The sequence below is a fragment of the Natrononativus sp. DTA114 genome, from assembly GCF_059736515.1.
The window spans coordinates 352131-374680 of sequence record NZ_JCASSN010000004.1 but is presented as its reverse complement, the minus strand read 5'-3'; the positions used below and the strand labels follow the sequence as shown (position 1 = coordinate 374680).

The 22550-nt window shown below is 62.9% G+C and carries 23 protein-coding genes; 12 read left to right on the top strand and 11 right to left on the bottom strand.

All coding sequences use genetic code 11. The features are described 5' to 3' along the window. Window positions 1-19: 19 nt before the first annotated feature. The 3 genes from AC6I6S_RS17475 to AC6I6S_RS17465 form a co-directional block, all read right to left on the bottom strand. On the bottom strand, window positions 20-685 hold the full coding sequence (locus AC6I6S_RS17475; RefSeq protein WP_497951924.1) for an MBL fold metallo-hydrolase: 666 nt from the start codon (window positions 683-685) through the stop codon (window positions 20-22). A gap of 91 nt (window positions 686-776) precedes the next feature. Then, a complete protein-coding gene (locus AC6I6S_RS17470) occupies window positions 777-1673 on the bottom strand; it encodes an arsenite methyltransferase (RefSeq protein WP_497951922.1) in 897 nt (298 codons plus the stop codon). After that, entirely contained in the window at window positions 1666-2040 is a 375-nt protein-coding gene (locus AC6I6S_RS17465; RefSeq protein ID WP_497951921.1) for an ArsR/SmtB family transcription factor, read from the bottom strand. Before AC6I6S_RS17465 ends, AC6I6S_RS17470 begins: the two co-directional genes overlap by 8 nt. A 50-nt stretch (window positions 2041-2090) precedes the next feature. On the opposite strand from AC6I6S_RS17465, the gene AC6I6S_RS17460 reads away from it, so the two are divergent. Both AC6I6S_RS17460 and AC6I6S_RS17455 read left to right on the top strand, forming a co-directional pair. Continuing rightward, the gene (locus AC6I6S_RS17460; protein ID WP_497951920.1) at window positions 2091-2252 is read left to right on the top strand and encodes a hypothetical protein; all 162 of its coding nucleotides are present in this window, start codon (window positions 2091-2093) and stop codon (window positions 2250-2252) included. Between the two features lie 35 nt (window positions 2253-2287). Further along, window positions 2288-3358: a phosphatase PAP2 family protein gene (locus tag AC6I6S_RS17455; protein WP_497951918.1), complete on the top strand. Its 1071-nt coding sequence runs from the start codon at window positions 2288-2290 to the stop codon at window positions 3356-3358. Window positions 3359-3395: 37 nt separating this feature from the next. Here AC6I6S_RS17455 and AC6I6S_RS17450 read toward each other — a convergent pair whose 3' ends face one another. Beyond that, window positions 3396-6473 (bottom strand): hypothetical protein, encoded by a 3078-nt coding sequence (locus AC6I6S_RS17450; RefSeq protein ID WP_497951917.1) that lies wholly within the window; start codon window positions 6471-6473, stop codon window positions 3396-3398. A 267-nt stretch (window positions 6474-6740) separates the two neighbouring features. On the opposite strand from AC6I6S_RS17450, the gene AC6I6S_RS17445 reads away from it, so the two are divergent. Continuing rightward, window positions 6741-7664, top strand: coding sequence for a DUF7983 family protein (locus AC6I6S_RS17445; protein ID WP_497951916.1), 924 nt, complete (start codon window positions 6741-6743; stop codon window positions 7662-7664). Between the two features lie 396 nt (window positions 7665-8060). Then, window positions 8061-8321, top strand: coding sequence for a DUF7127 family protein (locus tag AC6I6S_RS17440; protein WP_497951915.1), 261 nt, complete (start codon window positions 8061-8063; stop codon window positions 8319-8321). 77 nt (window positions 8322-8398) lie between these two features. Here the strand turns inward: AC6I6S_RS17440 and AC6I6S_RS17435 are convergent, their stop codons facing one another. From AC6I6S_RS17435 to AC6I6S_RS17415, 5 genes are all read right to left on the bottom strand, one after another. Then, window positions 8399-8668, bottom strand: a complete 270-nt coding sequence (locus AC6I6S_RS17435; protein ID WP_497951913.1) for a hypothetical protein — start codon at window positions 8666-8668, stop codon at window positions 8399-8401. Window positions 8669-8848: 180 nt separating this feature from the next. After that, the gene (locus AC6I6S_RS17430; RefSeq protein ID WP_497951912.1) at window positions 8849-9544 is read right to left on the bottom strand and encodes a TOBE domain-containing protein; all 696 of its coding nucleotides are present in this window, start codon (window positions 9542-9544) and stop codon (window positions 8849-8851) included. A gap of 52 nt (window positions 9545-9596) precedes the next feature. Continuing rightward, window positions 9597-10364 carry an amino acid ABC transporter ATP-binding protein gene (locus AC6I6S_RS17425; RefSeq protein WP_497951911.1) on the bottom strand — a complete coding sequence of 256 codons (768 nt, stop codon included), beginning with the start codon at window positions 10362-10364 and terminating at the stop codon, window positions 9597-9599. After that, the gene (locus AC6I6S_RS17420) at window positions 10361-11068 is read right to left on the bottom strand and encodes an ABC transporter permease (protein ID WP_497951910.1); all 708 of its coding nucleotides are present in this window, start codon (window positions 11066-11068) and stop codon (window positions 10361-10363) included. The genes AC6I6S_RS17425 and AC6I6S_RS17420 overlap by 4 nt, the downstream gene beginning before the upstream one ends. Before the next feature lie 50 nt (window positions 11069-11118). Next, entirely contained in the window at window positions 11119-12045 is a 927-nt protein-coding gene (locus AC6I6S_RS17415) for an ABC transporter substrate-binding protein (protein WP_497951908.1), read from the bottom strand. Between the two features lie 220 nt (window positions 12046-12265). Here AC6I6S_RS17415 and AC6I6S_RS17410 point away from each other — a divergent pair, with 220 nt between their 5' ends. Further along, window positions 12266-13615 (top strand): MmgE/PrpD family protein, encoded by a 1350-nt coding sequence (locus AC6I6S_RS17410; protein ID WP_497951906.1) that lies wholly within the window; start codon window positions 12266-12268, stop codon window positions 13613-13615. Window positions 13616-14356: 741 nt separating this feature from the next. On the opposite strand, the gene AC6I6S_RS17405 is transcribed toward AC6I6S_RS17410, so the two are convergent. Beyond that, window positions 14357-15139, bottom strand: a complete 783-nt coding sequence (locus AC6I6S_RS17405; protein WP_497951904.1) for an IclR family transcriptional regulator — start codon at window positions 15137-15139, stop codon at window positions 14357-14359. A gap of 306 nt (window positions 15140-15445) precedes the next feature. Between AC6I6S_RS17405 and AC6I6S_RS17400 the strand changes: the two genes are divergently transcribed. The 3 genes from AC6I6S_RS17400 (at window position 15446) to AC6I6S_RS17390 (ending at window position 18509) form a co-directional block, all read left to right on the top strand. Beyond that, window positions 15446-16414 carry a CoA transferase subunit A gene (locus tag AC6I6S_RS17400; RefSeq protein ID WP_497951903.1) on the top strand — a complete coding sequence of 323 codons (969 nt, stop codon included), beginning with the start codon at window positions 15446-15448 and terminating at the stop codon, window positions 16412-16414. Then, the gene (locus AC6I6S_RS17395; RefSeq protein ID WP_497951902.1) at window positions 16414-17208 is read left to right on the top strand and encodes a CoA-transferase subunit beta; all 795 of its coding nucleotides are present in this window, start codon (window positions 16414-16416) and stop codon (window positions 17206-17208) included. Before AC6I6S_RS17400 ends, AC6I6S_RS17395 begins: the two co-directional genes overlap by 1 nt. A gap of 170 nt (window positions 17209-17378) precedes the next feature. Then, the gene (locus AC6I6S_RS17390; RefSeq protein ID WP_497951900.1) at window positions 17379-18509 is read left to right on the top strand and encodes an ATP-NAD kinase family protein; all 1131 of its coding nucleotides are present in this window, start codon (window positions 17379-17381) and stop codon (window positions 18507-18509) included. Between the two features lie 22 nt (window positions 18510-18531). Here AC6I6S_RS17390 and AC6I6S_RS17385 read toward each other — a convergent pair whose 3' ends face one another. Beyond that, a complete protein-coding gene (locus AC6I6S_RS17385; RefSeq protein ID WP_497951899.1) occupies window positions 18532-19980 on the bottom strand; it encodes an ABC transporter substrate-binding protein in 1449 nt (482 codons plus the stop codon). Between the two features lie 21 nt (window positions 19981-20001). Between AC6I6S_RS17385 and AC6I6S_RS17380 the strand changes: the two genes are divergently transcribed. The 4 genes from AC6I6S_RS17380 (at window position 20002) to AC6I6S_RS17365 (ending at window position 22549) form a co-directional block, all read left to right on the top strand. Continuing rightward, window positions 20002-20160 (top strand): hypothetical protein, encoded by a 159-nt coding sequence (locus AC6I6S_RS17380; protein ID WP_497951898.1) that lies wholly within the window; start codon window positions 20002-20004, stop codon window positions 20158-20160. Between the two features lie 406 nt (window positions 20161-20566). Continuing rightward, window positions 20567-21508 (top strand): ABC transporter permease, encoded by a 942-nt coding sequence (locus AC6I6S_RS17375; RefSeq protein ID WP_497951897.1) that lies wholly within the window; start codon window positions 20567-20569, stop codon window positions 21506-21508. Then, window positions 21501-21638 (top strand): hypothetical protein, encoded by a 138-nt coding sequence (locus AC6I6S_RS17370; protein WP_497951895.1) that lies wholly within the window; start codon window positions 21501-21503, stop codon window positions 21636-21638. Before AC6I6S_RS17375 ends, AC6I6S_RS17370 begins: the two co-directional genes overlap by 8 nt. Further along, window positions 21635-22549 carry an ABC transporter permease gene (locus tag AC6I6S_RS17365; protein ID WP_497951894.1) on the top strand — a complete coding sequence of 305 codons (915 nt, stop codon included), beginning with the start codon at window positions 21635-21637 and terminating at the stop codon, window positions 22547-22549. Before AC6I6S_RS17370 ends, AC6I6S_RS17365 begins: the two co-directional genes overlap by 4 nt. The last annotated feature ends 1 nt before the right edge of the window (window position 22550 follow it).

Genomic DNA, 22550 nt, shown 5'->3' with positions numbered 1-22550 from the left:
GATCGTCCGCGGCCACCGATCAGAACAGTTCGACACGGATCCCGTCATCCTCGAGTTCCGCCGCGAACGCCTCGGCGTCGGTTTCGATCGCCTCGAACGTGTCGTAGTGGATCGGCAACACGAGATTCGGTTCGATGCTCCGGGCGAAGTCGGCGGCCTCGTGGCGGTCCATCGTGTAGTGGCCGCCGATCGGCGGCAGGAAGACATCGGCCGAGATTCCCTCGTGGTGTGCGAGGAAGTCCGTATCCGAGGGGACGAACACGTCCGTTCCGTCGATCGAGAGCACGAGTCCGATCACCTCGCCGTCGGCGTGGAACGGGTCGCCCTCGTCGGTGACGTGGTCGCCAGCGGGATCGTTGTAGGCGGGGATGGTTCGCACGTCGATGCCGTCGACGGTTTCCTCGCCGTCGTACGCCAGCGCGATCGTCTCCCGCTCGAGGTCACCCGTTTCGACCCCTTCGTACACCGCGATCGTTGCGTCCGGTCCGGCTACGTCGTCGATCCCCTCGGGATCGTAGTGATCGAAGTCGTCGTGGGTGACGAAGACGACGTCGCCGTCTCTGGGCTTGTCCTCGAGAACGTCGCTCCAGGGATCGACGTAGACGACCGTTCCGTCCGTGGTCTCGAGTCGGACGCTCGCGTGACCCAGCCGTTCGAACGTGATTCCCGCGTAGTCGACGGACATTGGCGGCTCTTCGCTCTCCAGAAGGATAACTACCGGTGCCACGAGAGTGGTCTCGCTCGATCGGGCGACCGGGACGCAAAATGCCGAAAGATTAGGAGCCGGGTTTTCGACCTTCGATCGTCGCCGAAACGATGAACTCGCTCAGATCGTGCTCGTCGTCCCACTCCCGGATGAACTCGTCACTGTCCTCTTTCGGCTCGAGTGAGACGTCGACGAACCCAGCGTCGGCAAGCATCGTCTCGAGATCCGGAATCGACGACGCACCTCCGACGCAACCGGCTATCGACCCCAGGTCCGTACGCAGTTCCGGGGGTAACGGAGCCGTCAGCACCACGTCCGAAATCGCGAGCCTGCCGCCGGGTCGAAGGACCCGATAGGCCTCGCGAAACACCTGCGGTTTGTCCGGTGAGAGGTTGATCACGCAGTTCGAGATGATCACGTCGATTGGTCCGTCGGCGACGGGAAGGTGTTCGATCTCGCCGAGGCGAAACTCGACGGTTTCGGCGTCGTTCTTCGCGACGTTCTCGCGTGCGGTCTCGATCATTTCTGGGGTCATATCGACACCGATGACCCGTCCGGCATCGCCCACCTCTTGGGCCGCGAGGAAGCAGTCGAAGCCGCCCCCGGAGCCCAGATCGAGGACGGTGTCGCCTGGTTCGAGGCTCGCGATCGCGGTCGGATTCCCACAGCCAAGCCCCAGGTTCGCGCCGTCGGCAACCGCCTCGAGGTCCGCTGTCGAGTACCCCATCCGGTTCGACAGTTCTGCACTGTCTACGTCGTCTGCTGCGGATTCATCACAGGACGGCGTCGGTTCCGAGTCGTCACAACAGGCCGTAGAATCCGTTGCGATATCCGCATATCGGTCGCGAACCGCAGCCCGGCGGCTCGCCGCGTCGGGTTTTGTGTCGCCCGTGGCCGACGTGTCGTTCGGGGCCGATGGTGTGATGTCGTCGCTCCCTGTCGGTGTGTCTGATCTATCGTCAGTCATGGTCGGTCTGTCTGATTTCGTCGAGGCTCTCGAGTAACCGTTCGGCCCGCGGTGTCGCGGCGTAGTACCGCCATCGCCCCTCCTTCCGGCGCGTCACCAACTCTGCGGCGTACAGCCGCGAGAGCGCTTGACTGACCGCGCTCTGGCTCACGCCGAGTGCTGGCTCGAGTTCGCAGACGCAGGCCCCGTTCTCGGTCGCCGCAATGAGCCGGAGCGCCTCGTACCGGGTGTCGTTGCTGATCGCCTCGAGGGTGCGAACGTCGGCCGCCAACTCCGCCTCCGTTAGCGAGTGGGACGCTCCACAGCAGCTTCCCGCCGTGGTCATCGCGTTCGATCGTGAGCCACTGGTTTCCTCCTCTCCGTACATCTTAGTGATTGCTAATATTAGCGTAAACTAATATAGCTGTTGCGGTCGGTGTGACTGCGGAACCTGTCTCGGCGGTCGATCTCGAGGCGATGAGCGCACGCCCGGCCGACGACGGGGTGGATCGGGTGGACCGACGTTCGAACCGGACCACCGGGACGAGTACTCGAGAGAGTGAAACGACGATCATGGTTGCAACGTGGCAATCGATGTAGCAGTGACTTTGTACTGCGGTCCCGTAGTGGCCGACATGTCGCGTGGTATCGACGAGTTCGAACCGATTCAGCATCTCATTCCGGAGTGGGTTGCCGTTATCATCGCGTTGCTCACTCAGCTAGCTGACATATGGTTTCTGACCGTTCTTCTCGCCGCACTCTACTGGTTTGACGTTCCGGATCAGGACGATGTCGCCGCGCTCGCTGGTCTGTGGCTGGCCGGGATGGGCCTGTACAAGGGGCTCAAGGAAGTGTTCGGGTTTCCCCGACCGGAGCAGCCGTTGCTCGATCCCGAACTGCTTCCGTGGCTCGTCCAGCCTCTGTACGAGGCGACCGCGCTGGCCACCGGGTACGGCTTTCCCAGCGGCCACGCCGTCAACGCGACGATCGTCTACTTCGGACTGGCAGCCGTTCTTACCAGGAGCACGCGCCGCAGACGGTTCGGCGTGGCCAGCGCAATCGTTGTCACGGTCTGTTTTACCCGCGTCGCGCTCGGTGTCCACTACGTGGTCGACGTCGTCGTCGGCGTTGCCGTCGGCCTGGCCGTACTCGGGGGTGCATGGGCCATAATGTCCCGCCGACCGGCCGACCACCCGACCATCTCGTTGGGGCTGGCGGTCCTCTTCGGCGCCTTCTTCCTCGGTACCAGCAACCTCGATCCCGACGCGATCTTCGTGCTGGGCGCCTCGCTCGGTGCGTTCGCCGGCTGGCAGCTCATCATGCTCGGCCGACAGCTCGTGATGGTGACTCGCCCGTCGCTCGCCGTTCGGCCGATCCTCGCTCGCGGCGGCCTCGCCTCACTCGCGCTCGCACCGCTCGTCGCGGCGCTCGAGTACTTCCCGCTGCTCTCGGTGTACACCGCGGGCGGGGTCGTCGGGCTCGTCGCCGCGGGGATCGTCATCCTCCCGGTGATGCGCTACTCCGAGCGCGCTCGTCGCGTGAGCGTCGCAGTAGCGTTCTGGTTTCGGGCGGCCGGCGCCGGCGTTCGCTACCTGCTCACACCCGCGACGTGGCGGCGTGCGATCGCCGTCGGGCGCACCTACGCTGTAAGCGCCGGGCGGTGGCTCCGAGTCAGATGGCGAACGCAGCGATCCAACGACCGATAACCACCGCGCAGCTGGAACCCCTGATCCGTTTCCATCGTTATTCGCCGTCGTCCGCTTCCGATCCGGTATCCTCGCTGTCGCCTGTCTCGTCGCCAGAGTCGGTCGAGTCGTCCGCGGATCCCGATTCGGGTTCGTCCGCGGGGCTCGATTCGGACTCGGTTTCACCGTCGGCTGCATCGTCGGGTTCACCGGTGTCCTCGGATTCCTCGGCGTCCGTTTCGGCCGGCGACTCGTCCGGTTCCGTCTCGAGGTCCTCGCCCGGCGGCTCGTCGTCTCCCTCGGACTCCATCCCTCGAACCGCTACGGTACGGTCGTCAGTGTCGGCTGTGCTCTCGACGGTGACGGGGAACTCGACGTCCTGGGCGACCGTCGCGGTTTGATATCCCAGTGAGACCGTTTCCGTCGCGCCGCCGGCGACCGTCACCGACGCGCTGTCGACTTCCTCACTGCCGACGACGAGACGCACGGCTTCCGTCGTCTCGGTGTTCCCGTCGTTCGTCACCTCCACTGTGACTTCGAGGACCTCCCCTGCATCAACCGGATCGGTCGCGTCGACGATACTGACCGTGAGATCGGCCGCCGTCTCGTACTCTTCGGCGGGCGGCGTCTCCGCCCGGATCGGCTCGTCGTACTCGAAGCGGGAGAAGTCGACCTCCCAGGCCAGCCGTTCGTCGCCGGAGTCGGGTGTCCACTCGACGACGGCCGTGGTCGACCCTGGTTCGAGTTCCACGGGCGGGTCGTCGTCGGTCGCGCCGACGAACGCACTCTCGATAGGAATCGCGACGTCGGTCGGGTTCTCCGCTTCGAACGTCACCTCGAGCGCGCCGGTCTCGAGGGAGGTTACCTCGAGGACGGACAGCGACGGCCGCTCCGGACGGATTTCCTCGAGACAGTCGTGGGGGTTCTCGTAGTTGAACGACTCACCCGGTGACGCGTCGGGTGTCCGGACACCGCTGATCGCGGTGCCGAATTCCCCGCGCTCGTCGACGTCGACGATCGCCTCTTCGCCGTCGCTCGAGACGCCGGACTCCGCGCCGACCTCGAAGACGACGGTGCCGTCGAACGGGGCCTCGACGTGCTCACCGACCGTGAGCCAGTCCTCGCGGATGGTGTTGCCGAAGCCGGCGGTGTCGTAGAACCCGGTGCTCGCCGAGAGCGTCTCGCCGTCCGCGAACTCGCCGGTGACAGTCGCGCGCTGGCAGCTGTCGAACTCGACGCCGGTGTCGGGAGTATCGTCATCGTCTTCGACCACAACCTCGACCGGCAGGTCGGCGTCATCGGCGTCGGTTTCGACGCCGACGGAAAACTCGACGTCCCGTCGAACGGGATAGGTATCGTAGCCGAGCGTGACGTCTCGGCTATCCCCGCCGGCGATCGTGGGGGATGCCGAATCGACGATCTCGCCGCCGACGACCAGGCGAACCTCGTCCGTTCGTTCCGCCTCTCCGGTGTTCTCGAGGGTTGCACTGACCTCGAGGAACTCCCCAGCTTCGACCGGATCGTTCGCCTCGAGGCTCGCGACGCGAAACGAGGGGGTACCGTCAGCGAAGACGCGGACGGTTCGCTGATCGCGATAGCCCGCCGTCTCGACGACGAGCGGGAACTCGACGTCCCGGCCGACGGGGTAGGTGTCGTAACCGAGCGTGACCGTCGTCGTCTCGCCCGGATCGAGCGTCACCTCCTGGCTGTCGGCGCGGTCGCCGGCGACGAGGTGGACCGCCTGCGTGACCGGTTCCTCGCCCGTGTGTTCGACCTCGACTGTGGCCTCGAGGAACTCGCTGGCACCGACGGGAGCGTTCGTCTCGAGCATCTGGAGACGAACGGAGCCGACGCCGTCGGCGAAGACGTCGACGGTTTCGGTGGCCGAATCGTCCTCGGAGATGACTCGAATCGGAAACCGGACGTCCTGGCGGACGGGATAGGTTTCGTAGCCGAGCGAAAGCTCGGTTGACTCGCCGCCCTCGAGTGTGATTTCCTCGGCGTCGACGACCTCTTCGCCGACCTCGAGACGGAGCTCCTGGCTCGCGGTCCCGATCCCGCGGTTCTCGACCTCGACTGTGGTCTCGAGGAACTCGTCGGCGCCGACGGGGGCGTTCGTCTCGAGGATCGAGACGTCGAACTCCCCGTCGAACTGGCGGGTGGCCGTCCAGACGCGTTCGCTCGTGACGAGCCCGGATTCGGAGATCACCCAGGGAACGACGGCACAGCCGTGACACAGCGAGCCGCCGTCGACCGACAGCGTCGCGGTGTCCTCGCTCCCGCCGACGTCGGTGACGCCGAGGACCGTATCGGCCTGCTCGAGCCACCAGACCACTCGATCCAGCCCGGCAGTCGGGTCGGAGACGTCCAGTTCCAGTTCGATTGGTTCCGACTCGGTGACGTCGAGCGGCCCGGAACTCGGGTTCGCGGCGTCGATCGATGGCTGTGCGTGGCCGCCCTCGGCAACAGTCACCGACCACCGCGCGGTAGCGTTGTTGTCGCCGACGAAGACCGCACTCACCGTCGTTTCGCCGGCCGACTCGAACGTGTGTTGCCAGTACTCCGCCCCCTCCGTAGCCGCGTACGCCGCGTACCAGGGGCCGCTCGAGTGGCCGGTATACTCCCCGTCGAGATACCAGTGCGTTGCCCCGCCGAACTCGCCGAGATCATCGGGGAGGACCTCGAAAAGAACCGTCGTCCCCGGCTGGACGGTGAGTTCTCGGGCGGGGCGGACTGCATCCACACCCAGTTCATCGACCCCAGATACGCTCACGTTTCTGACGTCTTCGACGCCGTGTCCCGCGATTCCCACCGGAAACGTACTGTCCCTCCTGACCGGGTAGGTGCGGTGGTGGAACTCGACGGTTCGCGTCTCGCCGGGTTCGATTTCGGCGAATCCGCGTCTCGAGACGGTGTCGTCGCTGACGCGGAACTCGAGGTCCACCTGGGTCGCCGCTGAACCGGTGTGTTCGATTTCGCCAACGACCTCGAGGATCTCACCCGCCTCGACCGGGTCGTTCGTCTCGACGATGCTCACGGAGATCGGGTCGGCACCTGCCGTCGCCAGTCGCTCACGCCCCATCAGGAGGCCACCAACCCCCGCGCCCATACCGAGCAGGTATCGACGTCGACGCATGATCCGTGCTACGATGTGACAGTGCATTATGCTTTACAAAAATAAAAGGCGGTATCAGACTGAGCGAACGAGTGTCTCTATCGGTGGTACTGTCTATAGTAGTCACTGAAGGTCAGTGCATACCCGGTCACGATCATCGGCGGCCAGACTCATCGTGGCCGCGTTCACGCCCTGATCGAGCGCCCGACCCGCTCTCTACGCCCCGGCGGTCGACAGCCCGGCGATCCCGCGGACGCCCTTTTTCTGGCCCTGCGACGTACGACCCGTATGCACGAGAGTGACCGCTGGCACCAGTTACTGGAGGAGTGCGACCGACTCGAGGAGGGGGCGACGCTCCTCACACCCGTCTCGGAGCGACCGTTCGCGCTCGAGGCAACGCACGAGGATCGAATCGACGTCCGGTTCCGGGACAGCGGCGAGGAGCGGGAGCTGCACAGAGAGCAGTTCGACGTTCTCGCCGACCGCCTCGAGGACGGTCCGATTCCGCTCGAGGGCCTCCCGCCGGGCGTCGAACCGTACGCGGCCGTCCTGAGCCTCTCGCCCGCGCACGTCTCCGAGGTCGGGACGCTCTCGCTTGCGCCCGACGAAGCAGTCGGCGGGAAGAGTCCACACCTCGTTTCCCCTGAAGAGAGTCGCACTCGACCCGAGCGCGTCCACGACGACGCCGTGTTGCTCGCCGACTTGCTCGAACGACTGGATGCGGACGAACCGACGTCGCTCGACACCGAGACGCTGACCGACCTCTACGTGCTGCTGTCGGACGTCCAGCGCGGTGCCGATCGACTCAGACGGGCCGTCCGGGAGCCGCTACTCGAGCGCCTCGGCCCCGATCAGGAACTGCACGGCCGGTTCGGAACGGTCCGGCGAACCACGCGCGACCGGCGCCACCCGAAGGCCGACGAGGTCGTGCTGGACGCGCTCGACGAGCGCGGCATCCCCCGCGAGTGGGTGCTCGGCGTCGACCCCGACAAGCTAGACGTCGTCCTCGCAGTCACGGACCTCCCCGAGGACGCTGTGTATGACGCCGACGAGCAGGTGTACGTCCAGAAGACGGGCGTGGACGAACCCGAGAAGTTCTCGCGGCTCCAGGGACTGGCCGACCGTCTCGCGGAGGGCGAGATCGACGACAGTCTCCACGACGAACTCGTGGACCTCGAGCGCCGCCTCGACGAGGCGCTTTCGGCCGGCTGAAGGGGCGCACCGCCTCGACCGGCTCGCCCGGGGGAGTACTCGGCGTCCATTGATCCTCGCGGTCGGAGCTGGCATCGGGGACCCGGCTCTCGTCCCCGGTCTCGATCCTCAGACTTTTCGCCGGGAACTCCGCCTCGAGCCGGGTCGCATCCTCGGTGATCCGATCGACCGCCGCGTTCTTGGCGGTCTTTTCGCTCTCGTCGGTGATGGCGCTCTTGGCGGTCTTTTCGCTCTCGTCGGTGATGGAGTGGACTCATGCGCGCGGCTCCTGTCGGCCGCGACAAAGCGGTCCTGCCTGCGCTCCCCAGAAACGGACCGCGCGGCCGTTCTAGACGTGACGGAGGAGCGAGCAGCTTCCTGCAGGAGGTTTACTTCCACCGGCGGTCAACTGTCGGTATGAACGTCCCATCCGAGCTCCGAGACGCCGCGGGGAACGAAGACACCATCCAGATCACCACGCGTACGTACGACGAGGAGACCGTTATCGCCGTGGACTTCGCGTCCGCGGCCGGCGATCTGGCGCTCGATATCGTCGGCGATCGGGCCATCCTCGTCACCGACGGACGACAGTTCGAGTTCGAGATTCCGGACACCGCCGACGAGGTGACGGTGAACGACGGGATTCTAACCATTCGCGGCGAGTCCACGAGCGAGTAGCGGCCGGGCGAGCGCGTCGGCGGGGATCGGGCCACCTGCGGCCGCCGGCGGGTTCCCGTCTTTGCGACCGTTCGGACCTACGATTCGATTTTTTCGACGATCTCGCGGGCCTGCTCTCTCGCCGTCTCCTCGCCGACGTGCTTGTCGATCAGGACGCTGGTGACCTCCCACTCGTCTTCGCCCTCGAGCTTGCCGGTTCGAACCTCGCTCCCCTCCGAGACGGACTCGGCCGGCCGTTTCGCCCAGTCGGGCGTCCTGATCTCGTCGTAGCGATCCGGATCGCGAAACCGGACGTGGATGTACTCGTCTTCCGTTTCGACCAGTTCTATCTCCGGTATCTCGGCCATGTTCAGGGCCACTCCGACGACCTGCCTAAACGTAGGCCATGAATACGCCCGCTCCAATCGGTCACCCCGATTCGCCCTCCTCGAGGGGTTCACCACCGAAATCTCCGAACACACTGCTCGAGAAACCGCTGCGAACCAATGGGGTTTCGAGGTGGATCGAGAGCGAAGCTAGTATCGCCCTCAGCCATCGTCGAGCGGGATTGCCCGCGCTGCAGTGGCCTTGAACGAGGCGACGACCCGTCGGCCGGGTTCCAGGCCCAGTCGCTCCGCGCTCGTCTTCGTGACGACCGTTTCGAGGTCGACTCCGCCCTCGAGTTCGATCCGCACGCTGACGATGGCCGTAGCCGGATCGACCGCCGAAACGGTACCGGTGAATCGGTTGCGAAAGCTGGTCCGATTGCCGTCGGTCGCTTCCTCGGGCATCGCGAGAACGACGGCGTCGGATCGAACGCTAATCTGGACCGCGGTCACGCCCTCGGGAACCAGCGCGACGACGGGACCTGCGGCCGTCTCGACCGTTCCCAACTCGCCGGTTCGCTCCCGGACCGTTCCCGTGAAGACGGAGTCGGCGACGCGAGCGACGCCCTCGAGTTCGGTTCGGTGGCGCTCGTACCGCCGGAGTAACGCCGTCGCCGTCCCCGTGAGATCGGTGCCGCCGCCGCCCGCCCCGCCGCGTCGCCGTACCGTGAGGTCGCCGAGGGCGTCCTCGAGTTCGACGATTCGCCCCTGGAGTCGGGCGTAGGATCGGCCGAGGGCGTCGGCGGCGGCGTGGATCGATCCGTGTTCGTCGATCGCCTCGAGCATCTCGATGTCTCGCTTGTCGATCGTTACGTCGTCGACTGACAACTCGGTTCGGTACCCCTTCTCGACGGTCATTGTCTCTCACCCGGCGGATTCGTCGCCATCTGCTCCGAACGCCCCGAGTACATTAGTATATCAGCTCCCCGTCGATAAACTTCCGTGTTCGACGGTCGTTCGGCTCCTCGAACACCGTTTCCGTCTCGCCAATTTCGATGATGCCGTCGCCGAGAAGGACCGCGACGCGGTCGGCGATCCGTCGTGCCTGGTGCATGTCGTGGGTCGCGACGACGACGCCGAGCCGTCGACGGCGCGCCTCGAGCACCGCCTCCTCGATCACAGCCGTGTTTCGCGGGTCGAGGTCGGACGTGGGCTCGTCGAGCAGCAGGTAGTCGGGATCGTAGGCGAGCGCCCGGGCGAACGCGACTCGCTGGGCCTCCCCGCCGGAGAGCGAACTCGCGGGTTGCTCGAGTTTGTCGGTCAGGCCGACGACCTCGAGGGCCTCCATCGCGCTGCTCGTTCCGTTTCGCAACCCGAGGGCGTCCGTAAACCCCCGTCGCAGGCGGTCGGTCCACGACTGGCGGACGTGCAAGCCGTACTCGGCGTTGCGCCTGACGCTCGCGTCGAAGAGGTTCGCCTCCTGGAACACCATTCCGACCCGACGACGGTAGTCGAGACGCGTTCGCTCGGAGGCCCGCCAGACGTCGGTGCCGTCGTACTCGAGAGTGCCGCCGTCGGGCCGGTCGAACAGCGCGAGCACGCGCAGCAGCGTCGTCTTGCCGACCCCGGAGGGGCCGATTATCGCGACGACCTCACCCTGCTCGACCGACAGCGAGACACCCTCGAGGACAGACTCACCACCGAAACCGTGCTCGAGCGCGGTGGCGCGAAGGCTCATCGATAACCGCCCCCGTCGCCGAGTCGAACCACGATGGCGTTGACGAGCAAGACGAGCGCGACCAGAATCGCCCCGAGGATCATTGCCGTCTCGAAGCGGCCCTGGCGGGCCTCGAGCTGGATCGCTGTCGTCAGGGTCCGGGTGTAGGATTCCCCGTCCGACCCGGCGATGTTGCCGCCGACGATGAGGACACCGCCGACCTCGCTGATCGCCCGCCCGAAGCCGGCCAGGATCGCCGTCGCGATGCCGTACTTCGCCTCCTTGATCGTTACGAGAGCGACGTCGAGGCGGGTGCCGCCCATCGCGAACGCCGCGTCCCGCACCCCCCGTTCGACGCTCGAGACAGCCGCGAGGCTCACGCCCGTGATAACCGGTGCGGCGAGGATGATCTGGGAGAGGATCATCGCCTCCGGGGTGAAGACGAGCTCGAGCGAGCCCAGCGGCCCCTCGTTGGAGACGGTAAACAGGACGACGAGGCCGACGACGACGCTGGGAAACCCCATTCCGGTAGTGATGATCGACGTTAGCAGCCCTTTCCCGGGGAACTCGTTGAATCCGACGACGATCGCGACCGGGACGCTCAGGATCGTGCTTATCGTGACAGCGGTGAGGCTCACGTAGAGGGAGACCTCGATAATGCTTCGGATGTACGTCCACTCGAACGGAAACTCGGCCGGAAGCGCGGCCAGCGTCGGGGGGATCATTGTAGGCTGTTTCTCATCCGTGTAGTTTGCATAGTCACCTTCTGAGAGGACTACGCATTCTCGTCGCTACTCCATCCTTCGGGAACGTACTGCTGGAAGTTGGGGTCCTCCGAGAGCGACTCGGGGAAGAACAGCTGTTCACCCTCCACGGTGAACGCTTCGATGCGGTCCTGGCCCTCGTGGCTCGTGAGGTAGCCGATGTACGCCATCGCGAGATCGTACTCGACGTTGTCGTGGACGGCCGGGTTAACGGCGACGATTCCGTAGGGGTTCGCGAGCAGTTCGGGTCCACCCTCGATCGGCCCCTCGACGTGGATCTCGAGGTCGATCTCGTTCTGCATCGACAGATACGTCCCCCGGTCGGCGAGCGTGTACCCGCCCTGCTGGTCGGCCTGCGTGAGTACCTCGCCCATTCCCTGCCCGGCTTCCTGATACCATTCTCCGCTGGGGTCGGCCGCGGATTCCTCCCAAATCCCCAGCTCTTTCGTGTGCGTGCCGGATTCGTCGCCGCGGGAGACGAACGTCCATTCCGCCTCAGCGATCGTCTCGAACGCTCCGGCAGCGTCGTCACCGCCCGCGATTCCCGCGGGGTCGTCGCTGTCGCCGACGATGATGAAATCGTTGAACATGAGATCGCGCCGGTTGACACCGTAGCCGTCCTGAAGGAACTCGTCCTCGAGCGACCGGGCGTGGACCATCACGAGGTCGGAGTCGCCCGCTTGACCCCGCTCGAGGGCGGCCCCCGTTCCAAGCGAGACGGTGTTGACGGTGACGCCGTAACGGTCCTCGAACGGCGCGTTGAGTTCGTCGAGCAGGCCCGTGTCGTACGTACTCGTCGTCGTCGTAAGCGTAAGCGTCGTTCCCGCGATTTCTGGGGCGTCGCCCTTATCGTCGCCACCGCCCCCAAGGCAGCCTGCGAGTCCGGTGACAGCGCCACCTGCGGCGGCAGTAAGAAATGCCCGTCGTTGTATCGCCATGGATACCACGATGGACGGGGCCGTAAAATAGGTACTGGATTGGACGTAAGCAGTTCCAGTTACGGCGGACTGGGGAAAACTGATTGTAGTCGGTACGGTTGAACGCATTCCCACTGTCTCAACGAGGGCAGTAACCACATTCGGTTTCTATCGTCCGATATCGAAATGGTTCGCAGAACCACACGCCAAGACGTTTTATCATGCTGGTGGAATCGTCGGTATGACGACGACACGCCAACTGGCGCAGTTCGTCCAGCAAACCGATTACGACGACCTCTCCGACGAGGTGCGAGACGCGTTGAAACGGCGCGTCCTCGACTCCGTTGGGATCGCGCTGGCGGCAACTGCCGCCGGTCCGACGCGAGCCGTCGCCGACACCGTACACGACCTCGAGGAAAACGGATCCTGTACGCTCTGGGGTCGAAACGCCGCTGCGTCGCCGGTGGGGGCGACGATGCACAACACCGCGCTTACCCGGTATCTCGACTATATGGACTCGTATCTCGCGCCGGGCGAGACGCCCCATCCCAGCGACAACCTCGCGGCCGTCGTCGCCTGCGGCGAGTACGCCGGCCAAACGGGACAGGAGTTGCTCGCCGGGCTGGCAGTTGCGTACGAGATTCAGGGCGAACTCGCCTGGAACGCCCCCGTCCGAGCGAAGGGGTTCGACCACGTCACTCACACCGTCGTTTCGGCGGCCGCGGGTGCGGCGAAGATTTTGGATCTCGACCTCGAGGCGACCCGTAACGCCATCGCCATCGCGGGAACCGGCCACAACGCCCTTCGGGTGACCCGGACCGGCGAAATCAACGAGTGGAAAGGACTCGCTTCCGCGAACGCGGCTCGAAACGGTGTGTACGCCGCTATGCTCGCGAAACACGGAGTCGCGGGGCCGCGAAACCTCTTCGAGGGTCAGAGCGGCTGGCAAGAAGTGATCTCGGGGCCGTTCGAAGTCGATCTGACCCCGGGCGAACGAGTTCACGACGTAATGACGAAGCGCTACGTCGCGGAGACGTACGCCCAGTCAGCCGTCGAGGGCGTTATCGAGTTAGCCGAAACCGAGGCGCTCGATCCCGACGCGGTCGCAGGGATCACCCTCGAGACCTTCGCCGGTGCGAAACACATTATCGGCGGTGGCGAGGGCAACCGTTACGAGGTCGAAACTCGTGCACAGGCGGATCACTCGCTACCGTATATGCTCGCAGTGGCGCTGCTCGACCGCGACCTCTCGCTCGCCCAGTACGACCCCGAGCGAATCCGAGCGCCCGATGTCCAAGAACTATTACGAATCGTCGACGTTCGCGAGGATCCGGCGCTCACCGATCGTTTCGAGGCGGGCGAGATGCCCGCAGTCATCGACGTCGCGATGGCCGACGGCACCACCTACCGCGTCGAGAAGTCGACGTTTCAGGGCCACCCCCGCGAGCCGATCGGCTGGGACGACCTCGAGGCGAAGTTCGACGCGGTCACCGCAGGGCAGCTCGAAGAGGAGCGGCGCGAGCAACTCGTCGCAACGATCGCGCGACTCGAGGACCACGACGTTTCAGCGCTAACGACGTTGCTCGGCTGAGCGACCGGGCCAGAGTTCCGAGTCCACAGACCGGGTAGGTAGCGTTTTTCGAGGTCGTCCGGAAAACTCCGATCTCGAAATGCGGGTGACTTTTCGGTCTCCCCGGTTTGCCGGGTGCCGTATTACCGACGAAGAGGGCGGCAAGGTGAACCACCCTGATGTCCGTGTTCGGAGGGAATGTATAACATTTATCTTATATTTACGTATGGCAAATAGTATTGTAATTTCTATGGATTACTATATGTCTCGAGTGGTAGCTCTGTGAGTAGGATTCAGGAACAACATTATAGCGTATCAAACGCCAAAATAGGTCTTACCAGGCCTCCTAAGTCGTCTTTTGGTAAATAGATCTACCAGACTATCTTCTGAACGCGGACTATCGTATTTCGTCCACGAGCAGGTTAGTAATCATTCTGATGGTACTACGGAGTAATGAGCCATTCGACGAGTCATACACTATGATGTCCCACGAACATGTTCGTGGTTTAATACTTGAGCAGGACTCAGTAAATATTGCGCCTTTTACACAATATGATGAATGTCCTCAATCAGAAATAGCAGTAAAAATAGCATTCGGATGTGGTCGTTTGGATGAAGTGGGTGGAAACTGTGTCGTACCACTTCTCCCGCTAGCCATTACAAGCATATGTTTGTAAATCACTTCGATAATCGGAGTCTCTTGGTGCTGTGCACCCGTTCACTATTATGAAACGGCGTGTGGGGGGACTGATTCCCCTGTATTTACGAATATGTGAGGTTTAGCTCGATTTCGTTCACAAAACTTAACAATATCTCGGTGATCTGATCGATGTTTTCTCCACCCCGCATCCGGTGTGATGGGCCGGAGATCGCACACGCTCCGATGAGGTTGTTGTTCGATGTCTGGATTGGTGCTGCGATGGCGAACAACCCTTTCGTGCTCTCTGCGTCGTTGGTTGCGTAGTTCTGTTTCCTGATCGTTTCCAGTTCCTCGAACAGCTCCTCCTCGTCGGTAATCGTGTTCTCGGTCGCTGCATCGAGACCGTGCGCGTCGATAATCTCCCGGACGCGAGCCTCGGGCATATGAGCGAGCATCGCCTTCCCAGAAGCGACCTGGTGCAGAGGAAGATGTCGGCCGACCCGGGTTCGGGTCGAAACCCCCTGCTGGCCGGACTCCCGGTAGACGATGACCGAATTCCCTTGACTCGGGACGGCGAACTGGGCCACCTCGCCGGTTTCTTTGGCCAGTTCGAGCACTTTCGGCTTGATGACTCGAGATTCGGGTAAGTTGTCCCGGACGAATCCCCCGAGATCGAGGTAGCGAAGTCCCAGCTGGTAGCCGTTGTCGGTTTTGGTCACGAAATTGTGCTTCGCCAACGTGTTGAGGTGTTTGCTCACGTTTCCTTTCGAACTTCCTGTCGCAGCCGCGATGTCGCTCACCTGTGCAGTTTTTTGCTGTTTGAGCGATTCGATAATCGTAATCGACGTCTCCACGGACTTGATTACGTTCGAAGAGCCCGAAGCCGGTGTGTCGTTCTTCCCCATGGTCGTTTCGAGGGATGAGATCGAGTGACTTAGTGTTTTCCATCAGTGTCTCTTTGGGGAATTAGTTTCGCAATGCGACACAGCGTTCCGTATCGTGAAACTCAATCTGTCGTGAACGTTTACGACGATTCTCTGGTCACTTTCACCCGTTCATCGCTCCGACCGACGCGTGCTCGACGAATGTGTTCCAGTAAATGCGTTTGCCCCTATAATGACGGGATGTTCCACTCACCGGAAGGATTATGCTGAGATGGGGTAACTCTTGGAACGAAGAGATGAGCCCTACGACACCGAACAGTCCGTCAGATGATTCGCCTATCGACCGACACCATGGCTGAGAACGAACCGCGGGAACGCGAGAAACGAACGAAGGTAACGGATATGGCTACCGCGGTCCGAGACGCTTTAGAGGACGGCGATTCACTGTACTTGGCTGGTTTTACGCATCTCATTCCGTTCGCAGCGGGACACGAGATAATCCGTCAGGGATACACGGATTTACATCTCATACGTGCGACCCCGGACCTCATTTACGACCAGATGATCGCAGCGGGGTGTGCATCGTCGATCACGTTTTCGTGGGCCGGTAATCCCGGCGTCGGCAGCCTTCGTGCGTTCCGTCGAGCCGTCGAAGACGCCGTCCCGAACGGTGTCGAAACCGACGAGTACACCCACTTCGGATTGACCTCCAGGCTGGCGGCCGGAGCACGGGGGTTACCGTTCATGCCCGTTCGGACGTTCGAGGGATCAGACCTGCCCGCCCACAACGACAATATCCGGCACGTAGCAAACCCGTTCGGGGACGACGAGATCTGTGTCGTTCCGCCGCTCACTCCCGACGTCGCCGTCGTCAGAGCCCAGCGGGCCGATACCGACGGAAACGCCCACGTGTGGGGCATTCAGGGAGAGATTCCCGAGGTCGCGTACGCAGCCGATACGGTCATCCTCAGCGTCGAAGAGATCGTCAGCGAGGACGTCATTCGAAGTGATCCGAACCGAACCGCCGTGACCGGGTCGGCGGTCGATTTTGTCGTCGAGGAACCGTATGGCTCTCACCCTTCCTACGCACAGGGTCATTACGACCGCGACAACGACGTGTATCTCGAGTGGAACGAGGTCTCGGAGACTCACGACCGGACCATCGAGTGGCTCGACGAGTGGGTGTTCGGCGTCGCTGACCGAACGGAGTACATGGAAAAACTCGGAAGCGAACGGCTGCTCGAGCTAGGGATTCAGACGGCGTATGCAACCCCGATCAACATGGGTGACTATTGATGACCAGCGATCTCACCGAGAGCGAAGACGATACTCGAGACGCAGCGTATACGGCAACCGAACTGATGGTTACGACGGCAGCGCGAGAACTCCGCGACGACGAATCTGTTCTCGTCGGTGTCGGCGTACCGAACCTCGCCTGCAACCTGGCGAAACGAACGCACGCGCCGGAGCTGCGGATGTTCTACGAGTCGGGAACGGTGGATTCGGATCCCTCCTCGTTGCCGCTTTCGATCGGTGATCCCGTGCTCGCCACCGGCGCGGTCGGTGTGGTCCCGATGTTTCAGGGTTTCAGTCAGTTTCTCCAGGGTGGACGGATAGACGTCGGGTTCCTCGGAGGCGCTCAGATCGACAGATGGGGGAACATCAACTCGACCGTAATCGGGGAGTACGACGAACCGACAGTCCGGTTACCCGGAAGCGGGGGCGCCTGTGAAATCGCGAGCAACGCCCACCGAACGCTGGTGATCACGGAACATCAAAAGCGGCGGTTCCCCGAAGAGGTTGACTTCGTCACCAGTCCGGGCTACGTCGGTGGCCGCGACGGCCGCGAACGACGTGGACTCAGAGGCGGCCCCGAAGCCATCATCACGGATCTCGCCGTCATGCGGTTCGACGATGCGGGAGAGCTGTACGTAGAAACGCTCCACCCCGGCGTAACTCGAGCGGAGGTACAGGAGGCGACCGGATGGGAACTTTCGTTCTCGGGCGAACTCGGAACGACGCCGACGCCGGACCCCGAAGAGATCCGGCTACTTCGTGAGGTACTCGATCCGAAGGGGTTGTACATCTAACTCGTCCACCGAGGCGGCCTATTGGATCGGAATCACCGTCTGCTTCTACCGGGCCACCCGGCCTGTCGGCCCTGACCGACCGAAAACGCTGATAGTCGAACGGTACACGAGCCCGGTTTCTCGCCGGTGGAGACAAAGCGTTTATTAGCAACTCTCGCTACCGTCAGCACATGACTACCCGGACCGTGGGTCTCATCGTAAACCCGATCGCCGGCATGGGGGGACGCGTCGGACTCAAAGGCACGGACAGCGCGGCCGTCGTGGAACGAGCCAGGGAACTGGGTGCCGAACCGCGGTCGCCCGAGCGAGCCCTCGAGGCGCTGTCGGCCGCCGGACTGTCGTCTGAGGATCTCGCGCTCGTGACCGGGCCCGGTCCGATGGGCGAAGCGGTGGCCCGGAAAGCCGGTCTCGACCCGACGGTCGTCGGCGAGATCGATCCGACCGAAACGACGCCGGAAGACACGAGAGCGATCGCGACAGCGATGCTCGAGGAGGGCGTCGACCTGCTGGTCTTCGCAGGCGGTGACGGAACGGCTCGCGACGTCTGTGATGCGATTGGTGATGCGGTCCCAGTACTCGGCGTTCCAGCGGGCGTCAAAATCTACTCGGGCGTCTTTTCTCCGACGCCGCGGTCGGCCGGCGAACTGCTCTCGCTGTTCGTTCGCGGCGAAGCGGACGACGTTCTCCCGCGTGAGGTGATGGATATCGACGAGGAGGCCTACCGAGAGAACCGGCTCTCCGCGACGTTACACGGCTACCTTACGGTTCCGGAGGCACGGCGGTTGGTTCAGGATCCGAAAGGCGGACCGTCACGCGACGAGCGCGCGGCGAAGCGGTCGATCGCGACCGAAATTGTGGACTCGATGAACGACGACGCGGTGTACCTCGTCGGACCGGGGACGACGACGGCGGCGATCCTCGAGCGTCTCGGCCTCGAACCGACGGTACTCGGTGTCGATGCGGTACGCAATGACGAACTGATCGGATCCGACCTCCGGGAATCGGAACTACTCGAGATCACCGCAAACGTGCCCGCAAAGATCGTTGTCGGCGTCATCGGCACCCAGGGGTTCGTCTTCGGCCGCGGCAATCAGCAATTGAGTTCGCGGGTAATCGATCAGGTCGGCGTCGACAACGTCCTGATCGTCGCGACGAGCGGGAAGATCCACTCGTTACGCGGGGATCCGCTGTTGGTCGACACGGGTGACGAAGCGGTTGATGCACGTCTCACGGGCTACACGCGGGTGATAACGGGCGTCGGTGAACGAAGCGTAGTTGCAATCTCGGACTCGAAACGGTGACGGAAAAGCTGCTACCCGCCGGTTACAACTCGGCGTCGAGGTGGTGGAGGTAGTACTGTTCTGGGAACCAGGCGTGATCGAGAAAGGTGTCGACCCCTGAGACGTGATTTTTGTGCGCGTAGACGCGATTGGTCGTCATTATCGGGACATGAAGCGCCTCCTCGATGGCGAACTCCTGGACCTCGGTTAACAGATCTTCGCGAATCTCGTCGTCAGGTTCGGAGTTGAGCGTCTCGATCATCTCGTCGAGGTCGTCGTCCTGGATCATCGAGTAGTTGGTTCCTCCCGCCGTCGCGACGCTGTCGGAGTGGAGCAGCCGCTGGACGTGCGTGTTGGCGAACTCGGCACCGACGCCTGCGGTAACGCTGTGATACTCCTGGTTCTCCGCTCGGTCGTAGAACGTCCCACCCTCGACGGTAGCCAGGCTCACGTCGATGCCGACCTCCGCCAGCAGCGCCTGGGCGACTTCACCCTGCGGCGCCCACTGGGGAAGGTCGAAGGCGAGCATCTCGATCTCCAGGGAGGTCCCGTCTCGCTCCCGGATCTCGCCCTCGCTGCTGTTGGTCCATCCGGCCTCGTCGAGGAGTTCTCTCGCCCGCTCAAGATCGTACTCGTAGCCGATTTCTCGAGCCCGCTCTTCGGGAAGACCGCCGACGGAGTTCGGCGGTGCGAGCCCCCAGATCGCGGTAGCGTGACCGCCGAGGGCGGCTTCAATGATCGCATCCCGGTCGATCGCGTGGTTTATCGCCTGTCTGACGAGGATGTCGTCTGTCGGTTCTCGCTCCGTATTGAGGGGGAACCAAGCGGCGTACGGATACTCGTTTTCGTGGAACTCGACGTCCTCGTGGTCGATGACCTGCTGGGAGTTCGCGAGTTCGATGTACTTCGTGCCGTCGATAAATCCGCCCAGGAGTTCCTGGGTGAGCGTCGTCGACTCCGGGATGATGTTGAACTCGATCGCCTCGAGGGCTGCCGGACCCTGGTTGTCGGCGAAGTCGGGGCCCCACTCGTAGTCGTCGTACCGTGTGACGCGGATGTGGTCGCCGTCGACCCACTCCTCGAACTCGAACGGGCCGGTGCCGACGACGGTTTCGACGCCGTACTCGTCACCCGCCTCCTCGACCGCGTCCCGTGAGACGAAACCCATTCCCCAGGTCGTGAGGTTCGTGACGAGGAACGGTTGTGCGGTGTCGAACGTCATCGTTACTTCGTGGTCACCCGTCGCCTCGATATCCGGTTCCCCCAGTCGATACGTAAACCGGCCTCCCGCATCGATGAATCGTTCGAAGTTCCACGCTGCGACTTCGCCGTCTAACTCGGTACCGTCGTGGAACGTGACGTCGTCTCGAAGCTGAAACGTGAACTCGGTCGCGTCCGCGGACTCCTCGTAGTCGGTTGCGATCTGTGGAACCGGGTTCGTGTCCTTGTCCATTCGGAACAGCGGATCGTGGATGGCATCCAGGACCACCATTTCGGGGACTCTCCCGGCGCTGTGGAGGTCGAGTGTGTCCGGGCCGGTTCCGAGGCCGAAGTTGAAGACCGCATCGTCGGTATCACTCCCGTTACCCGATCCGCTCGCGTCGTCATCGCCATTGTCGCCATCGTCGCCGAGACATCCCGCTACCCCGACGGCGCCTGCGGCGCCGACTAGTGACAGGAACGTTCTTCGTTTCTGCGATGCTAATCTCTGTCCACTCTGGGAACCGTTGCTATGGCTCATGTGCTATACTCTATCAGAGGAGGCGCTCTATATAAATTTTTGCACGGTAGCGGCGCTCTCGACAGGTTCGGCCGGAGAGCCATCCCGTCGTGTCGGTCACGTATGATATCCACGATACAATGACACACATTCGCAAATTTAATATAGGGAAACCACGCAACCGGATAAGTGAATGAGTGCCGATGACAAGGGTCGTCTACCGACGACTCTCTACAGACGTTCGATCGGCGATCCATCGACAGCTGCTCGAACGGCCGTTTCGACGTTCCGGTGTTCGAAGTCGCCGGCTCGACGAACTGCTACGATACACTCGGCGACACTCGAGGAGTGATTCGGCGTGCTTCGATATATTGTCCGTCGCCTCCTCGTCATGATCCCCGTCCTCTTCGGTGTAACGGTGGTCATCTCGAGTCTCATTTACATGACACCGGGAAATCCGGCTCGAATCGCCCTCGGACAGGGAGCCGACCCGGAATCGGTTCGTGAACTCGAGCGACAGATGGGGTTAGACCAGCCAGCACACATCCGCTACCTGGACTGGGTCCAGAGCTCGTTGCAGGGCGATTTCGGGTATTCGCTTCAGACGGGGCGCTCCGTAACGGTCCTCATGATAGACCGTCTCCCCGCAACGCTCGAATTGGTCGTCGCGTCGATGGTCATCATGCTGGTAATCGCGCTTCCACTCGGAGTAATCAGTGCCGTCCGCCAGCACGAGTGGGCTGACAACGCCTCGATGTTGTTCGCGATCGCGTGGATCTCGATGCCCTCGTTCTGGCTCGGGTTGATGTTGATCATGCTCTTTTCGGTCCGGTGGGACATATTCCCCATCTCGGGCCGGGGTGGCGCGATCGTCTCGCTGACCGCCGTTTCCTATCTGGTGTTGCCGGCGGTCGCGAACGGCGCGCGGCGAGCGGGGCTACTGACGAGAATGACGCGGTCGTCGATGCTCGAGATTCTGAACGAAGATTACATTCGGACGGCCAGAGGAAAAGGGATCGGCGAGAAGTCAGTGATCTACACCCACGCGATGAAGAACGCGATGATCCCGATCATCACCCTCATCGGGCTCCAGATCCCGATGCTGTTCTCGGCGTCGGTCATTATCGAGATCGTGTTCGCCTGGCCGGGGATGGGACGATTGCTCGTCGACGCTGTGTTTCAGCGCGATTACCCGGTGGTCCAGGGAACCGTCTTCATGTACGCGATCATCGTCATGTTCGCGAACCTGTTCGTTGACCTCATGTACGGCTATTTCGATCCGAGGATCTCCTATGAGTAAGGTACAACTCGCGGCCCGACGACTGACGGAGTCGTCCGATCTCACGGACGCACACCCGGTGTACCGGCTCGAGCGAGCGGTTCATCGGCGAAAGACGGCGATGGACCGAACGGGAGGGGCGCCGTTATGAGCACCGACCAACCGGGTGCTACAGGTGCGGCCGACGAACCAAGAGGGGACTCCGACGCTACGATAGGGCCAGTGACGTCGAAGCGGAGAAAAATCCTTCGGCGACTCCTCTCGAACAAGATGGCGGTTCTCGGACTGATCATCATCGTTCTCCTGCTGGCGACTGCGGTCCTTGCGCCGTTTCTCGCACCCCACGACCCGGCCGCCCAGGATTACAGCCAGATCGAAGAATCGCCCAGCCTCGAGCACCCCTTCGGGACGGACTCGTTCGGCAGGGACGTGTTCTCCCGCGTGCTCCACGGCGCCCAGTACGCGGTCCTGTTCGGCGTCGTGATCGTCGGAATACAGATGTTGATCGGCGTCACCCTCGGCTTGATCGCGGGCTACTACGGCGGCCTGACGGAGTCGGTAATCATGCGGATCGTGGATATCGCCCTCTCGATACCCGGCGTCGTCCTCGCGCTTGCAATCGCCGGCATGCTGGGTGGGGGTCTCGTTCCGCTAATAATTGCGATCAGCCTCGTCGGCTGGCGCGGCTTCGCGAGGCTGGTTCGTGGCGACGTCAAGAGCGTCATGGAGGAGGAGTACATTCAGGCAGCGAAGGCGTCCGGAGCGAACGACTTCTACATCATCAGCCGGTACGTTCTCCCCAATGCCTCCTCCAGTATCATCGTCTACGCGACGTTGACGATACCGACCGTCGTGCTGTGGAGCGCCGGCCTCTCCTTCCTCGGAATGGGTGCCCAGCCACCGACACCGGAGTGGGGGGCCCTCATCGCCGACGGTCGCGACCGAATCGACACGGCGTGGTGGATCGCGACGTTCCCCGGCTTTGCAATCATGATCACTGTGATCGGATTCAACGTACTCGGAGACGCGCTCCGCGACGCGCTCGACCCAAAACAATCCTGAA

Excerpts from the sequence above, each read along its gene's own strand:
- AC6I6S_RS17470 (WP_497951922.1), bottom strand. The coding sequence starts at position 1,673 with ATGACTGACGATAGATCAGACACACCGACAGGGAGCGACGACATCACA.
- AC6I6S_RS17450 (WP_497951917.1), bottom strand. The coding sequence starts at position 6,473 with ATGCGTCGACGTCGATACCTGCTCGGTATGGGCGCGGGGGTTGGTGGC.
- AC6I6S_RS17475 (WP_497951924.1), bottom strand. The coding sequence starts at position 685 with ATGTCCGTCGACTACGCGGGAATCACGTTCGAACGGCTGGGTCACGCG.
- AC6I6S_RS17420 (WP_497951910.1), bottom strand. The coding sequence starts at position 11,068 with ATGATCCCCCCGACGCTGGCCGCGCTTCCGGCCGAGTTTCCGTTCGAG.
- AC6I6S_RS17465 (WP_497951921.1), bottom strand. The coding sequence starts at position 2,040 with ATGTACGGAGAGGAGGAAACCAGTGGCTCACGATCGAACGCGATGACC.
- AC6I6S_RS17455 (WP_497951918.1), top strand. The coding sequence starts at position 2,288 with ATGTCGCGTGGTATCGACGAGTTCGAACCGATTCAGCATCTCATTCCG.
- AC6I6S_RS17440 (WP_497951915.1), top strand. The coding sequence starts at position 8,061 with ATGAACGTCCCATCCGAGCTCCGAGACGCCGCGGGGAACGAAGACACC.
- AC6I6S_RS17365 (WP_497951894.1), top strand. The coding sequence starts at position 21,635 with ATGAGCACCGACCAACCGGGTGCTACAGGTGCGGCCGACGAACCAAGA.
- AC6I6S_RS17395 (WP_497951902.1), top strand. The coding sequence starts at position 16,414 with ATGACCAGCGATCTCACCGAGAGCGAAGACGATACTCGAGACGCAGCG.
- AC6I6S_RS17385 (WP_497951899.1), bottom strand. The coding sequence starts at position 19,980 with ATGGTGGTCCTGGATGCCATCCACGATCCGCTGTTCCGAATGGACAAG.
- AC6I6S_RS17390 (WP_497951900.1), top strand. The coding sequence starts at position 17,379 with ATGACTACCCGGACCGTGGGTCTCATCGTAAACCCGATCGCCGGCATG.
- AC6I6S_RS17425 (WP_497951911.1), bottom strand. The coding sequence starts at position 10,364 with ATGAGCCTTCGCGCCACCGCGCTCGAGCACGGTTTCGGTGGTGAGTCT.
- AC6I6S_RS17415 (WP_497951908.1), bottom strand. The coding sequence starts at position 12,045 with ATGGCGATACAACGACGGGCATTTCTTACTGCCGCCGCAGGTGGCGCT.
- AC6I6S_RS17405 (WP_497951904.1), bottom strand. The coding sequence starts at position 15,139 with ATGGGGAAGAACGACACACCGGCTTCGGGCTCTTCGAACGTAATCAAG.
- AC6I6S_RS17430 (WP_497951912.1), bottom strand. The coding sequence starts at position 9,544 with ATGACCGTCGAGAAGGGGTACCGAACCGAGTTGTCAGTCGACGACGTA.
- AC6I6S_RS17435 (WP_497951913.1), bottom strand. The coding sequence starts at position 8,668 with ATGGCCGAGATACCGGAGATAGAACTGGTCGAAACGGAAGACGAGTAC.
- AC6I6S_RS17370 (WP_497951895.1), top strand. The coding sequence starts at position 21,501 with ATGAGTAAGGTACAACTCGCGGCCCGACGACTGACGGAGTCGTCCGAT.
- AC6I6S_RS17445 (WP_497951916.1), top strand. The coding sequence starts at position 6,741 with ATGCACGAGAGTGACCGCTGGCACCAGTTACTGGAGGAGTGCGACCGA.
- AC6I6S_RS17400 (WP_497951903.1), top strand. The coding sequence starts at position 15,446 with ATGATTCGCCTATCGACCGACACCATGGCTGAGAACGAACCGCGGGAA.
- AC6I6S_RS17410 (WP_497951906.1), top strand. The coding sequence starts at position 12,266 with ATGACGACGACACGCCAACTGGCGCAGTTCGTCCAGCAAACCGATTAC.